The sequence below is a fragment of the Actinomadura decatromicini genome, assembly GCF_008121305.1.
GTDB classification, from domain to species: Bacteria; Actinomycetota; Actinomycetes; order Streptosporangiales; family Streptosporangiaceae; genus Spirillospora; species Spirillospora syzygii.
In genome coordinates this window covers 463785-477592 of the sequence record NZ_VSRQ01000006.1, presented here as the reverse complement: position 1 = coordinate 477592, position 13808 = coordinate 463785, and the positions used below count along the sequence as shown (strand labels likewise).

Genomic DNA, 13808 nt, shown 5'->3' with positions numbered 1-13808 from the left:
ATGTTCGGACTGGCCGTTCGCTCGCTGCGCCACCGCACCGGCGCGTTCGCGGCGAGCTTCCTCGCGATGTTCCTCGGCTCGGCGATCATCATGGCGTTCGCCTCGATGCTCGACACGGCGCGGGCCAGCGGCGCGACCGGGACGGCCCGGGAGACGCTGTCGATCATGGCGAACGTGGTCGGCGGCTGGGGGCTGCTGCTGTCGGTCTTCGCGGTCGCCTCGACGCTGACGCTGGCCGTCCGGCAGCGGGCCGCGGAGATCGCGCTGCTGAAGAGCGTCGGCGCGACCCCGGCGCAGCTCCGCCGGATGATCACCGGTGAGGCCGCGGGCCTCGCCGTGGTGGCGGCGCTGCTCGGGATCGTCCCGGCGATGCTGCTCGGCCGCGGCCTGCTCGGCCTGCTGCACGGCACCGACCAGGTCCCGTCCGACATCGGGTACAGCTTCGGCCCGGTCGCGCTGTCGATGGGGATCGGGATCACGCTCGTGTCCGCGGTCGCCGCCGCGATGATCACGGCGCGCCGGACCACCCGCGTCCGGGTGGCCGAGTCGATGACGGACGCCGCGATCGGCGACGGGCGGCTGAGCCGCAAGCGGATCGTGTTCGCGGTGCTGTTCCTCGCGGCCGCCGTCTGGGAGGGGCTCATCACCGTCACCGTGATGGACGGCAAGGGCAGCGACGCGATGGCGACGTCCGGCCAGGCCGACATCCTCGCCGCGATCGGGCTGGCGCTGCTCAGCCCGGTGATCATGCGCGGGGCGACGGCGGCGGCGGCCGGGCCGCTGCGGGCGTTCGGCTCGGCGGGCGAGCTCGCCGCGGCGACGATGCGCCGCCGGACGTCCGCGCTGGCGTCCGCGGTCACCCCGGTCATCCTGTTCGTCGGGACGGCCGTCGGCACCCTGTTCCTCCAGGCGACCGAGAACGCCGCGATGGACGACGCCGGGCTCGCCAAGACGGCCGAGCAGAAGAGCATCGAGACGCTGAACTTCGTCGTCATCGGCATGGTGGTCCTGTTCACCGCGATCATGCTGGTCAACACGCTGATCGCGGCGATCGCGCACCGGCGCCGCGAGTTCGGCCAGACCCGGCTCGCGGGCGCCACGCCCGGCCAGGTGCTCGCCGCGGTGGGCCTGGAGTCGGCGGTGCTGACGGTCACCGGCGTGCTGTGCGGGACGGTCGCGTCCGTCTTCACGATCGTCCCGTTCGGGCTGGCCCGGCGCGACTCGGCCACCCCGGACGGCAGCGTCTGGACCTACGTCGCGGTGGTCGCGCTCGCCGCCGTCCTCACCGGGGTCACGGCGCACGGCGCGGCGCGGCGCGCGGTGCGGGTCCCGGCGGTCGAGGCGGCGCTCCGCTGACCCGGACGGGCGGGCGGCCCGGTTTGTGCTCCGCGTGGGTGCTCATCCATACTGGGTGAGCACTCACTCATTTCGGGAGGGGACATGGCCGGTTCGGTGGACGCCCCACGCGGCCTGCCGGTGGCGGACGCGCTCCGCGGCCTGCGGTCGGCCTGGACCGGCGGACGCCGGGTCGAGCGCGCCGCCTACGTCGTCGGGGCCGCGCTCCTCCTCTCCGGCCTGCTGCACCTGGTCGTCTTCGCCGTGGACGGCGGCCCCTGGACGGGCCCCGTCTCCTGGCGCAAGCCCGTCACGTTCGGGCTCTCGTTCGGGCTGACGCTCGTCACGATCGCCTGGGTCGGATCCTTCGTCCGGCTCGGCGATCGGGCGCGCACCGTGCTGCTCGGGGTGTTCGCGGCCGACTGCGTCGTCGAGGTCGCGCTGATCACCGTGCAGGCGTGGCGGCGGGTGCCGTCCCACTTCAACATGGAGACGACGCTCGACACGGTGATCACGCGGATGCTGGCCGTCGGCGGCGGCGTCCTCATCGTGACGCTGGTGACGTTCACGGTCGCCGCGTTCAAGGCGAACCCAGAGACCGCGCCGAGCATGCGGCTCGCCGTGCGGTCCGGGTTCGCGGCGCTGATGCTCGCGCTGGCGTCCGGCGCCGCGATGATCGCGCGCGGGGTGGCGAAGGTCGAGTCGGGCGACCAGCAGGCGGCGTACCACGTCGTCGCGGCGCTGAAGCCCGCGCACTTCGTGACGATGCACGCGATCCTCGTCCTGCCGCTGCTGGCCTGGCTCCTCACGTTCACCGCGCTGCCCGAGCCGCGGCGCGTGCGGGTCGTCGCCGTGGCGGCGGGTGCGTACTGGGCCGTGGCGGGCGTAGTGATCGCCGTGTCCGCCGTCCGTTTCATGATCACCTGAAACCGCCCGCCGCGCGGGGCCCGCGGGCATACTGGCGCCCCTGGGGGTGGTGCCGATGACCGAGGGCGAGCCTGACACGGAGCCCGCGCCGCCGGACGGCGGGGCGGACGCGCGCGAGCCGGGCGCCGAGCGGGGCAGGGGACGTCCCCTCATGCCGGGGGTCTTCGACGAGGCGGAGCGCGCCGAGCCGCCCGGCGAGCCGGAGCCCGGCCTCGTCCCGGTCCGCGACCCGGACGGCGTCGGCGACCCCGGTCCCGCCGTCCGGCCCGGCTCCGAGGGCGCCGAGCTCGGCGGCGCCGGGCAGGCCGCGCCGCGGGGCGTCGCGCGCTCCAGCGCCGTCATGGCGATCGCGACGTTCTTCTCCCGCCTCACCGGGTTCATGCGCACGGTCGTGATCGGCGCGGCGCTCGGCACCGCGCTGCTCGGCGACGCCTACAAGGCCGCCGAGATGGTCCCCTACACCGTCTACGAGCTGCTCCTCGGCGGGCTGCTGGCCAGCGTGTTCGTCCCGTTCCTGGTCAGGCGGCGGCTCGCGGACGCCGACGGCGGCGCGGCCACCGAGCGGCGGCTGCTCGGCGTCGTGCTGCTCGCGCTCGCCGTGCTGACGGTCGTCGCCGTCCTCGCCGCGGGCCTGCTGGTCTCCCTCTACGCGGGCGCGTACACCGGGCGGCAGCGCGAGGTCACCGTCCTGCTCACCCGCCTGCTGCTGGTGCAGATCTTCTTCATCGGCGTCAGCGGGCTGGCGAGCACGATGCTGAACGTCCGGCAGCGGTTCGGCGCGCCGATGTGGGCGCCGGTCGTCAACAACGTGATCACGATGGGCGCGGGCCTGCTGTTCCTCTGGGTCGCCGGACGCGGCCGGACCCCCGCCACCGTCACCGACGCGCAGCTCACGCTCATGGGCCTCGGATCGGCGTTCGGGACGGTCGCGCAGAGCGCCGTCCTCGCCTGGACGCTGCGCCGCGCCGGGTTCCGCTGGCGGCCGCGCCTGGACCTGCGCGGGTCCGGCCTCGGCGAGGCGGCCCGCACCGCGATCTGGATGCTGGTCTACGTCGTGGTCGTGCAGGTCGGCGTCCTCATCACCGCGAACGTCGCGACCCGGGCCGGGCACCGGGCGCCGGGCGGCGGCAACGGCATCGCCACCTACTCGTTCGCGCTCGTCGTGTTCCAGCTCCCGTACGCGATCGTCGCGGTGTCGGTGATCACGGCGCTGCTGCCGCGGATGAGCGCGCACGTCGCCACGGGGCGGCGCGACCTCGTCCGCGACGACTTCTCGCGCGGGCTGCGGCTGGCGTGCGCGCTGCTCGTCCCGCTGTGGCTCGGCATGCTGGTGTTCGCCGTCCCCGGATCGGTGGTGCTGTTCGCGCACGGCAGCCTGTCCGAGGCCGGGGCGCACCGCATCGGGACCGTCCTCACGGTGTTCGCGTTCGTGGTGCTGCCGTTCACGCTGCACCAGCTCCTCATGCGCGTGTTCTACGCGCTCGGCGACACGCGGACGCCGGGGCTGATCGCCGTCCCCGGCGGGATCGCGCAGGCCGTCACCGCGCTCGCGCTGCTGGAGTTCCTCCCGGCCCGGCGGGTCGTCGTCTGGCTGCCCGCCGCGTACGGGCTGTTCTACGTGGTCGGCGGCGCCGGGGCCGTGCTGGTGCTGCGCCGCCGCCTCGGCGGGCTGGACGGGCGCCGGATCGGCCGCGCGCTCGTCCGGCTGCACGCGGCCGCGCTGCCCGCGCTCGCGTTCGCCGCCGCGGCCGTGTGGAGCTTCGGGCGGATGCCGGGCGGACGGCTGTCCGACCTGCTCGCGGTCGTCGTCGGCGGGCTCGGCGGCGGCGCGCTCTACGTGGTCACGGCGCGGGTGATGCGCGTCCCGGAGATCGGCTACTTCACCTCGATCGTGGCCGCCCGCCTGCGCCGCTGATCAGCGGAAACCGCGCGGGCCCGCCGCCCCGTGAGGGACGGCGGGCCCGCGCGGCAGGGAGAGGATCAGGAGGTCTCGCGGGCCCGGCGGGGGAGGAGGAACGCCACCGGGAACGCGACGGCGGTGAGGAGGAGCGTCAGCTCCGCGACCCGCTTCGCGGCGTCCAGCGCGGCGGCGGGGTCGAAGTGCCCGGCGACCGGGGCGCCGACCGCGCCGAAGAACACCGTGCCGAGGACGGCGATCCCGAGCGACGCGCCGAGCTGCTGGATCGACTCCAGCGCCGCCGACGCCGAACCGACCTCGTGGTCGGCGATGCCCGCGACGATGATGTCGAACAGCGGGACGAAGATCATGCCCATCCCGGCGCCGAAGACCAGCAGCGGGGCGGCGAGGTGCCAGCCGGTCAGGCCCGTCCCGGCCGTCTCGAACACCGCGTACAGCCCGCCGAGCCCGGCGGCCATCATGACCAGGCCGATGTGCAGGATCGTCCGGCCGAGCCGGGTCATCGTCATGCCGCTGAACGCCGACCCGGCGAACGCGCCGATCGCCCAGGACGACATCGCGAGGCTCGCGGACAGCGGCGTGTAGCCGAGGCCGAGCTGCAGGAACAGGCCGACGGCGAGGGAGAAGCCGGTGATCGTCCCGAAGAAGACGACGACGAACAGGACGCCGGAGGAGTAGGACCGGTTCGCGAACACCGACAGGCGGAGCAGCGGCGTCCCGCCGCGGCGGGAGCGGCGGAGCTGGTGCAGCGCGAACAGGGCGAGGACGGGAACCGAACCGGCGAGCACGGCGAGCGTCCAGGCGGGCCAGCCCAGCTCGCGTCCCTGGACGAGCGGGTACACGAGCATGCTCATGCCGAGCCCGCCGAGCAGCATGCCGGTGACGTCGATTCCGCCGGAGCGGTCGGCGGCGGCCGGGGCGGGCAGCACGCGGGCGCCGACGACCAGCGCGTACGCGCCGACCGGCATGTTGATGAGGAAGATCGCGCGCCAGCCGGAGCCGAGCAGGTCGGCGTCCACCAGCACCCCGGCGACCACCGGGCCGAGGATCGTGGCGAGCCCGATCACCGGGCCGAACAGCGCGAACGCCTTGCCCATGTCCTTCGCGCCGAACAGGTCGCGGATGAGCCCGAAGCACTGCGGCACCATCACCGCCGCGCACAGCCCCTGCGCGACCCGGGCGGCGATGAGGCTCTCCGGCGACCAGGCGAGCGCGCAGAGCGCCGAGGTGGCGAGGAACCCGGCCGCGCCGGCCAGCAGGACGGGCTTGCGGCCGAACATGTCGCCGAGCCGCCCACCGGTGAGCAGCGCGACGGCGAGCGCGAGCGTGTACCCGGCGGCCATCCACTGGAGCGCGGAGAAGGACCCGCCGAGGTCCGCGCGGATCGCGGGCGCGGCCACGTTCACCACGGTCGAGTCGAGGAGGTTCAGCAGGGTCGCGGCCAGGATCGCCGAGAGGCCGAGCCAGCGGCGCGGGTGCGGCCGCGGGCCGCTGTCCGGACGGGTCCCGGACGCGACGGCCGGGGTGTCGAGGGTGGCGGTCATGGCTCTTCCTTCCGTCTGGAGCGGAATGCTCTGTTCCGATAGTACCAGAACGGAATGCTCCATTCCAATACCTGACCGGGAAGCCATGCCGGGATGGCGGCAAGGGGGTCCGATTCGTCCGGTCATGCCATACGCTTCGAACCATGGACGAGGTTTCCGCCGGCACGCCCCAGGGCGCCGGGCCCGGACGGCGCGGCCGCGGCGGCCGGCCCCCGGCCAAGGGCGGCGGCCTGCGGCGGTTCCTGCGCCGCATGGCGTCGAGCACCGCCGAGCTGGAGGCCGAGGAGCTGCAGCGGACGTCCGGTGACGAGGGCGCGACCCCGATCACCGAGTGCGGCGAGCGCACGCGGCACTGCGTGGCCGGTACGCTGCGTACGGTGACGCTCCGGCCGCGGGGCGGCGCCCCGGCGCTGGAGGCCGAGCTGTACGACGGCACCGACGTGATCAGCCTGGTGTGGCTCGGCCGCCGCAAGATCGCCGGCATCGACCCCGGCCGCATGCTGCGCGCCGAGGGGCTGGTGAGCGTCCAGGACGGGCGCAAGGTGATGTTCAATCCGCGATACGAGCTGCGCGGCGGGTCCTGATGCCGCTGCCGGCGGCCGGGAGTGGCGACGTGAACGAAGTGGAGGCGGGCGCCGAGCCCGCGACGGACGGCCCGGAGCCCGCTCCGGAGGCCGGCCCGAAACCCGGCCCGGAGCCGGGCGGCGCCACGCCCGCTTCGGGGGCCGCGGCGCACGACACCGTCGAGGCGGCCGTCCGCGCCCAGTTGAACAAGGCGCTCGGCGGCGTCCGCGGCATGGTCGAGGCCGCCGTCCCGACGATCGCGTTCACCGCCACCTACGTCGCGGCCAAGGACATCAAGCTCGCCGTCGCCCTCGGGGTGGGCGCGGCGGTGGTGCTGCTGCTCGTCCGGATCGTCCAGCGCTCCAGCCCGCAGTTCGTGCTGAACAGCCTCGTCGGCATCGCGATCGCCGCGTTCTTCGCGCTGCGCTCCGGCAAGGCCGAGAATGCGTTCCTGCCCGGCATCATGCTGAACGCCGGGTACGCGGCCGCCATGATCTTCTCGATCGCGGTGCGCTGGCCGGTCGTCGGGTTCATCATCGGCTCGGTCACCGGCGACCCGACCGCCTGGCGCCGCGACCCCGGGATCGTGAAGCTGTGCTCCCGGCTGACCTGGCTGCTGGTGCTGCCGTGCGTCGCGCGGGTCGCCGTCCAGTACCCGATCTACCTCGCCGACGGCGACCAGAGCGGCCTGCTCGGCGCCGCCAAGATCGTCATGGGCTGGCCGCTGCAGGTGGCCGCGCTCGCCGCCATGGTCGGCCTCCTCGCCCGCGGCCGGACGCCGATCGACCGCGAGGGCCCCGCCTGACCGCCTTTGCTCGACCGTCCCGTCCACGGGACGCGAAGAACCCGCCGGGCCGACGTCGGCCCGGCGGGTTCCGCCGTCTTCGGGTCAGTGGCCGCCGAGGAGTTCCGCCAGCTCGTCCTCGACGTCCTGGCTGGCCACGAACATCAGCTCGTCGCCCGGCTCCAGGGTGTCGTCGGACGTCGGGACGAGCACCCGTCCCTCCCGCAGGATCGCCACCAGGGCCGTGTCGCGCGGCCAGCTCACCGAGCCGACCCGCTCCCCGCCGAGCGGCGCGTCGTCCGGCAGCGTCAGCTCGACGAGGTTCGCCTCGCCCTGCCGGAACGTCATCAGCCGGACGAGGTCGCCGACGCTGACGGCCTCCTCCACGAGCGCCGACAGCAGCCGCGGCGTGGACACGGCGACGTCCACCCCCCACGACTCGTTGAACAGCCACTCGTTGTTCGGGTGGTTGATCCGGGCCACCACGCGCGGCACCCCGTACTCGGTCTTGGCGAGCAGCGACACCACCAGGTTGACCTTGTCGTCCCCGGACGAGGCGACCACGACCTGGCAGCGCTCCAGCGCGGCGTCGTCCAGCGCGGAGATCTCGCAGGCGTCCGCGAGCAGCCACTCGGCGCGCGGGACCATCTCCACCTTGATGGCCTTCGGGCTCTTGTCGATCAGGAGCACCTCGTGCCCGTTCTCCAGCAGCTCCGCGGCGATGGACCGGCCCACCGCGCCCGCCCCGGCGATCGCGACCCGCATCAGGACTCCTCCCCGCTCCGCGCCGCGACGGCGGCGTTGACGCGCTCGAGGTCGTCGGCGCCCGCCATGATGTGGACGATGTCGCCGTCCTGGATGACCGTGTCCCGGTCGGGGACGAGGGCCTCACCCATCCGCGACAGGAATGCCACCCGCGTGCCCCCGTGCTCCTCCAGCGCGCCGACCTTCTCGCCCACCCACAGGTGCCCCGAGTCCAGCTCGGCGAGGACGACCGCGCCGGTCGGGTCGCGCCACAGCGGCTCGGCGCCCTCGGGAAGCAGGCGGCGCAGGATCTGGTCGGCGGTCCACCGGACGGTCGCGACCGTGGGGATGCCGAGGCGCTGGTACACCTCCGCCCGGCGCGGGTCGTAGATCCGGGCCACCACGTTGTCGACGCCGAACGTCTCGCGCGCCACCCGGGCCGAGATGATGTTCGAGTTGTCGCCGCTGCTGACCGCGACGAACGCGGACGCGCGCTCGATCCCGGCCTCGGCGATCACGTCGCGGTCGAATCCGAACCCGGTGATGCGGCGGCCCCGGAACCCGCTGCGCAGGCGCCGGAACGCCTCCGGGTTCTGGTCGATGATGGCCACGGAGTGACCCTTGTCCTCCAGTATGTGGGCGAGCGTCGAGCCGACCCGCCCGCATCCCATGATCACGATATGCACGGCCGTTCCCTCTATCCGTCCAGGGGGGACGTTCCCCCTGTACCCCCCGCGCCGTGCACGGCATTCATCGCCCACAGCCATGCCGTGCTGCACCCGAGGATCGTTTCCTGTGAATGATCCCTACCGGGCTGCAAACCTACACATCCCCCCAGGGGAGTACTACCCGGCGCTACGGGCACGGGGGCGGGGCTGAGGCGTCGTTTCCACGGGCTAGAGTCTCCTCTCGTGTCAAAGGTTCCGGACCTTGCGAAGCGGCTGCTGCTCGGACGCGCGCTCAGCAGCGCTCAGCAGCACGAACAGCTCCTGAAGAAGCGCATCGCGCTGCCGGTCTTCGCCAGCGACGCGCTGTCGTCGGTCGCCTACGCTCCGCAGGAGATCCTGCTCGCCCTCGGCGCGGGCGGCCTCGTCATGTACCACTACACGCCGTGGGTCGCGGCGGCGGTCGTGGTCATCCTGCTGACGGTCGTCGCCTCGTACCGGCAGAACGTCCGGGCCTACCAGAGCGGCGGCGGCGACTTCGAGGTCGCCACCGAGAACCTCGGGAGCAACTGGGGCGTCGTCGTCGCGAGCGCCCTGCTGGTCGACTACGTCCTCACGGTCGCGGTGTCGGTGTCGTCCGGCGTGGAGAACCTCGGCGCGCTGCTCAAGTTCATGCAGCCGCACGAGGTCATCGTCGCGATCGCTATCGTGATCCTGCTGACCATCGGCAACCTGCGGGGCATCAAGGAGGCCGGGGTCGCGTTCGCGGTCCCCACCTACCTGTTCATGTTCGCCGTGATGAGCATGCTGCTGTGGGGCGGCGTCCGGCTGATCGCGGGCACCGACCTGCAGGCCGAGACCGCGCACTACGAGGTCCGCGGCGACGAGGTCGACGTCGCCGGGTTCGCGCTCGTCTTCCTGCTGCTGCGGGCGTTCTCGTCCGGCTGCGCGGCGCTGACCGGCGTCGAGGCGATCAGCAACGGGGTGCCGGCGTTCCGCAAGCCGAAGGGCGAGAACGCCGCGAAGACCCTGCTCGCGCTCGGGATCGTCGCGATGACGATGTTCGGCGGCGTCACCGCGTTCGCCTACATCACCGACGCCAAGTTCGCCGAGCCCGACCAGGGCAGCCAGCTCGTCAACCCCGACACCGGGCGCGCGGTCGTGGACGCCGACCCCGTCATCGCCCAGGTCGCGCACACCGTGTTCAGCAACTTCGAGCTCGGGTTCGCGCTCGTCACCGCGATGACCGCGCTGATCCTGTTCCTCGCCGCCAACACCGCCTTCAACGGGTTCCCGGTGCTCGGCTCGGTGCTCGCGCAGAACCGGTTCCTGCCCCGGCAGCTCCACACGCGCGGCGACCGGCTTGCGTTCAGCAACGGCATCATCATCCTCGCCACCATGGCCGGGCTGCTGATCTACGCCTACGACGCCTCCGTCAGCAGGCTGATCCCGCTCTACACCGTCGGCGTGTTCGTGTCGTTCACGGTCAGCCAGGTCGGCATGGTCCGGCACTGGAACCGGCTGCTCGCCACCGAGACCGACGCGGCGCAGCGCCGCCGGATGAAGACCTCCCGGGGCATCAACGCCTTCGGCGCCACGCTCACCGGCATCGTCCTCGTCGTCGTGCTGATCACCAAGTTCGCGCTCGGCGCCTACATCGTGTGCATCGCGATGCCGGTGCTGTTCCTGCTGATGAAGGCGATCAGGCGGCACTACGACCGGATCGCGGCGGAGCTCGTCCCGTCCGGCGAGGACGTCGCGCTGCCCGCCCGCAACCACGGCATCGTGCTCGTCTCCAAGATCCACAAGCCGACGCTGCGGGCGCTGGCGTACGCGCGGGCGACCCGTCCGTCCACGCTGGAGGCGGTGACGGTCGCGGTCGACGCGGCGGAGTCGCAGCGCCTCCAGGACGAGTGGGACGCACTCGACATCCCCGTCCCGCTGAAGATCCTCGACTCGCCGTACCGGGAGATCACCCGGCCCGTCCTGTCGTACGTGAAGGGCATCCGGCGCAAGAGCCCGCGCGACGTCGTCACGGTGTTCATCCCCGAGTACGTCGTCGGGCACTGGTGGGAGCAGCTCCTCCACAACCAGAGCGCGCTGCGGCTCAAGGGGCGGCTGCTGTTCCAGCCGGGCGTCATGGTGACCAGCGTGGCGTGGCAGCTCCAGTCGTCCGACCGGCTCAAGGGACGGGTCGAGCCGCCCGGTCCCGGCGCCTCCCGGCGTCCGCCGCGGACCGGTTCGCGCCCCGGTGCCGGTAGTGTTTCAGAACGTGACTGATGTGGAGCCCGACGTCCTTGAACTGCAGGTCGGCAACGTCGCGAACGGTGGTTTCTGCGTCGCCCGGCACGAGGGACGGGTCGTCTTCGTCCGGCACGCGCTGCCCGGCGAGCGGGTCCGAGCCCGCGTCACCGAGAGCGCCCGGAACTTCCTCCGCGCCGACGCCGTGGAGATCCTCGAAGCGTCCCCCGACCGGGTCGAGCCGCCCTGCCCGTTCGCCGGTCCCGGCCGCTGCGGCGGCTGCGACTGGCAGCACGCCTCCCTCCCCGCGCAGCGCGCCCTGAAGGCCGCCGTCGTCGAGGAGCAGCTCCAGCGGCTCGCCGGGATCACCAGGACTGTCACCGTCGAGGAGGTCCCCTACCCGGTCGACGGCGACACGGTGCCGCCGCCCGGCCTCGGCTGGCGCACCCGCGTCCAGTTCGCCGTGTCGTCCGGGGCCGTCGGGCTGCGGCGGCACCGCTCGCACGACATCGAGCCGATCGACGAGTGCCTGATCGCGCACCCCGGCGTCGAGCTGATGGGCATCGAGCGCAAGCGCTGGCCGGGCGCGTCCGGCGTCGAGGGCATCGTGTCCGCGACGACCGGCGACCGCCTCGTGGTGCTGCGCGGCCGCGACCGCCGCAAGATCCGGGTGCCGCGGCTGGACGTGCCGGTCCGGCTCGTCCGCGGCAAGCCCGAGCCGGGCGCCGCGCTCCCGTACGTCCGCGAAGAAGTGGCCGGACGGCTCTACCAGGTCAGCGGCAGCGGCTTCTGGCAGGTCCACCCGGGCGCCGCACGCCTCCTGGCGGACGCCGTCCTCGACGCGCTCGAACCGAAGCCCGGCGACATCGCCCTCGACCTGTACTGCGGAGTCGGCCTGTTCGCGGGCGTCCTCGCCGACCGGGTCGGCCGCGACGGCCTCGTCGTCGGCGTCGAGTCCGACGGGCAGGCCGTCCGCGACGCCCGCTTCAACCTGCGCGACCTGCCGAACGTGTCAATTGAGCGCGGCCCGGTCGAGGAGGTCGTCGCCGACCTGGAGTTCGGCCGCGCGGACGGCACGTCGCGCTCGCAGAACAAGCGGACCGGTACCCACCACCGCGGCGAGCGCGTCCGCCGAGCGGACGTCGTCGTCCTGGACCCGCCCCGCGCGGGCGCCGGCCGCGAGGTCGTCGACCACATCACCCGCCTCGCCGGCCGCAAGATCGCCTACGTCTCCTGCGACCCCGCCACCCTGGCCCGCGACCTCTCCTACTTCAGCGACCGAGGCTGGACCCTGGAGACCCTCCGCGCCTTCGACGCCTTCCCCATGACCCAACACGTAGAACTCCTGGCAACCCTGATCAAAGGCTGACCACCACCCTGATTCGCGCATTCGTCGGCCTGCCATGGGCGCGGAGCCCTGACGGGTGAAGGCCCTGCGCCATAGCCTGGGAGTGTCGAGGTCCCAGGAGGTGCAGGGCCCGTGCGTGAGGACACCTCAGAAGGCGTTGGGCCCCGTCTCGCCCGCGCCCGGAAACTGCGCGGCCTGACGCAGCAGCAGCTCGCCGAGCGCGTCCCCTGCTCCAAGAGCCTCATCGCCCAGGTCGAGCGCGGGCACAAGCCCGCCTCGCAGGCCCTCATCGCGGGCGCGGCGAGGGCCCTGCGCGTGGAGGTCGGCGAGCTGACCGGGCAGCCCTACCACGACGGCACGCCCCGCGAGGACCTCGTGCACGCCGCGATCCCCGGCCTTCGGCGCGCCCTCCTCGGCTGGGACCTGCCGGACGAGGACGTGCGCCCCAGGCCGGTCGCCGCGCTGCGCGCAGACGTCGAGCGCGCGTCCAAGCTCGGCCGAGACGCCCACTACGGGCGGCTCGGTGAGATGCTGCCCGGCCTGCTGGAGGAGCTGACCACCGCCGTGTACGAGGCTCCGTCCGCGGACGCGGACCGGGCGGCGCTGTTCGCGCTGCTGTCCGAGGCGTACACGGGCGTGACCGCGCTCGCCTACACGCTCGGGTACTTCGACCTGCGAAGCTTGGCGATGGAGCGGGTGGAGTGGGCGGCGCGGCAGTCCGGCGATCCCCTGCGCGTGGCCCGCACGCAGTGGCAGCGTTCCACCCTGTTCCTGGTGAGCGCGTCGTACGAGCGTGGCGCGCGGCTGCTGAACCGGATCCGGCGTGACCTGGGTGAGGACGTCGGCCACATGGACCCGGCGACGCTGAGCGTGTACGGCGCGACGCACCTCCGCTCGGCGATCTTCGCGGCGCGGAAGCCGAACCCCGGAGAGGCGTGGGCGCACATCGACGAGGCCCGGGACGCGGCCCGCCTCCTCGACGCCGACGCCGACCATTACGGGCTGGAGTTCGGGCCGAGCAACGTCGCGATCCACGAAGTCGGAGTGGCCGTCGAGATGTACGACGGCACCGAGGCCGTGAAGCGCGCCGCGCGGACTCGGCTACCGCCGACCGTCGCGCCGGTCCGCGTCGGTCACTATTACATCGACCTCGCGCGCGGCTGGCTTTACCACGGCAACCGGGCCAGGGCACTGGAGACCCTGTACGCCGCGCGGCAGGCCGCGCCGCAGCAGACCCGCCATCACCCGCAGGTCCGGGAGACAGTGCGGATGCTGACCGACTTGGAGCGGCGACGACCGAAAAGCCTGAGCGGGTTCGCGTCGTGGCTGGGCATCCCCTGAATTTCCGGGTTTCACCGACCTGTGTAACTTCGGAGTGCGCTCGCCGCGGCACGCTGGGCACATGACTGCCACCACAGCGGGACACCCCGACGCGGAGACCGCCAAGGCTCAGCTCAAGGCCGAGTTCCCCGCCTGGTCCATCATCCGGACCGCCACCGGCACATGGTGGGCGACCCGTGGGCCTCTCACCCGGGAAGAGCTCAGCGGTGTCGCGGACGTCTCGGCTGACACGCCCGAGGGGCTCGCCGAGAAGATCCGGAAGGTCATCCGCAGTGACCGGTGACGCGGCGAGACCCGTCCTCGCGAGCACGCCAGACGGATACGAGGTCTACGGCGGGAAGTGCGACGGGGTGTACGTCATCGCCGAACGGGGCGGGCCGGTCGTGGGCGCTTTCTA

12 protein-coding genes are annotated in these 13808 nt (G+C 73.1%); 9 read left to right on the top strand and 3 right to left on the bottom strand.

Features of this window, described 5'->3' with window-relative positions; genetic code table 11:
• From FXF68_RS28480 to murJ, 3 genes are all read left to right on the top strand, one after another.
• Positions 1-1356 (top strand): FtsX-like permease family protein, encoded by a 1356-nt coding sequence (locus FXF68_RS28480; protein ID WP_148764916.1) that lies wholly within the window; start codon positions 1-3, stop codon positions 1354-1356.
• Positions 1357-1440: 84 nt separating this feature from the next.
• On the top strand, positions 1441-2262 hold the full coding sequence (locus tag FXF68_RS28475) for a hypothetical protein (RefSeq protein ID WP_148764453.1): 822 nt from the start codon (positions 1441-1443) through the stop codon (positions 2260-2262).
• Positions 2263-2317: 55 nt separating this feature from the next.
• Complete coding sequence (gene murJ / locus FXF68_RS28470; protein WP_246178988.1) at positions 2318-4177, top strand: murein biosynthesis integral membrane protein MurJ; 1860 nt, start codon at positions 2318-2320, stop codon at positions 4175-4177.
• Between the two features lie 65 nt (positions 4178-4242).
• On the opposite strand, the gene FXF68_RS28465 is transcribed toward murJ, so the two are convergent.
• The gene (locus tag FXF68_RS28465; protein ID WP_148764451.1) at positions 4243-5724 is read right to left on the bottom strand and encodes an MFS transporter; all 1482 of its coding nucleotides are present in this window, start codon (positions 5722-5724) and stop codon (positions 4243-4245) included.
• 143 nt (positions 5725-5867) lie between these two features.
• Here FXF68_RS28465 and FXF68_RS28460 point away from each other — a divergent pair, with 143 nt between their 5' ends.
• Positions 5868-6308 (top strand): OB-fold nucleic acid binding domain-containing protein, encoded by a 441-nt coding sequence (locus FXF68_RS28460; protein ID WP_148352498.1) that lies wholly within the window; start codon positions 5868-5870, stop codon positions 6306-6308.
• Complete coding sequence (locus FXF68_RS28455; RefSeq protein WP_148764449.1) at positions 6308-7093, top strand: DUF3159 domain-containing protein; 786 nt, start codon at positions 6308-6310, stop codon at positions 7091-7093. The genes FXF68_RS28460 and FXF68_RS28455 overlap by 1 nt, the downstream gene beginning before the upstream one ends.
• A gap of 84 nt (positions 7094-7177) precedes the next feature.
• On the opposite strand, the gene FXF68_RS28450 is transcribed toward FXF68_RS28455, so the two are convergent.
• Positions 7178-7837, bottom strand: coding sequence for a potassium channel family protein (locus tag FXF68_RS28450; RefSeq protein ID WP_148352497.1), 660 nt, complete (start codon positions 7835-7837; stop codon positions 7178-7180).
• Positions 7837-8502: a potassium channel family protein gene (locus FXF68_RS28445; protein WP_067893111.1), complete on the bottom strand. Its 666-nt coding sequence runs from the start codon at positions 8500-8502 to the stop codon at positions 7837-7839. The genes FXF68_RS28450 and FXF68_RS28445 overlap by 1 nt, the downstream gene beginning before the upstream one ends.
• 225 nt (positions 8503-8727) lie before the next feature.
• Between FXF68_RS28445 and FXF68_RS28440 the strand changes: the two genes are divergently transcribed.
• The 4 genes from FXF68_RS28440 to FXF68_RS28425 all read left to right on the top strand — a co-directional run bounded on the left by FXF68_RS28440 (position 8728) and on the right by FXF68_RS28425 (position 13694).
• Entirely contained in the window at positions 8728-10761 is a 2034-nt protein-coding gene (locus FXF68_RS28440) for an APC family permease (RefSeq protein WP_148764447.1), read from the top strand.
• On the top strand, positions 10754-12091 hold the full coding sequence (locus tag FXF68_RS28435) for a class I SAM-dependent RNA methyltransferase (protein WP_148764445.1): 1338 nt from the start codon (positions 10754-10756) through the stop codon (positions 12089-12091). Before FXF68_RS28440 ends, FXF68_RS28435 begins: the two co-directional genes overlap by 8 nt.
• A gap of 111 nt (positions 12092-12202) precedes the next feature.
• Complete coding sequence (locus FXF68_RS28430) at positions 12203-13411, top strand: helix-turn-helix domain-containing protein (protein WP_148764443.1); 1209 nt, start codon at positions 12203-12205, stop codon at positions 13409-13411.
• Positions 13412-13472: 61 nt separating this feature from the next.
• Entirely contained in the window at positions 13473-13694 is a 222-nt protein-coding gene (locus tag FXF68_RS28425; RefSeq protein ID WP_148764441.1) for a hypothetical protein, read from the top strand.
• Positions 13695-13808 lie beyond the last annotated feature (114 nt).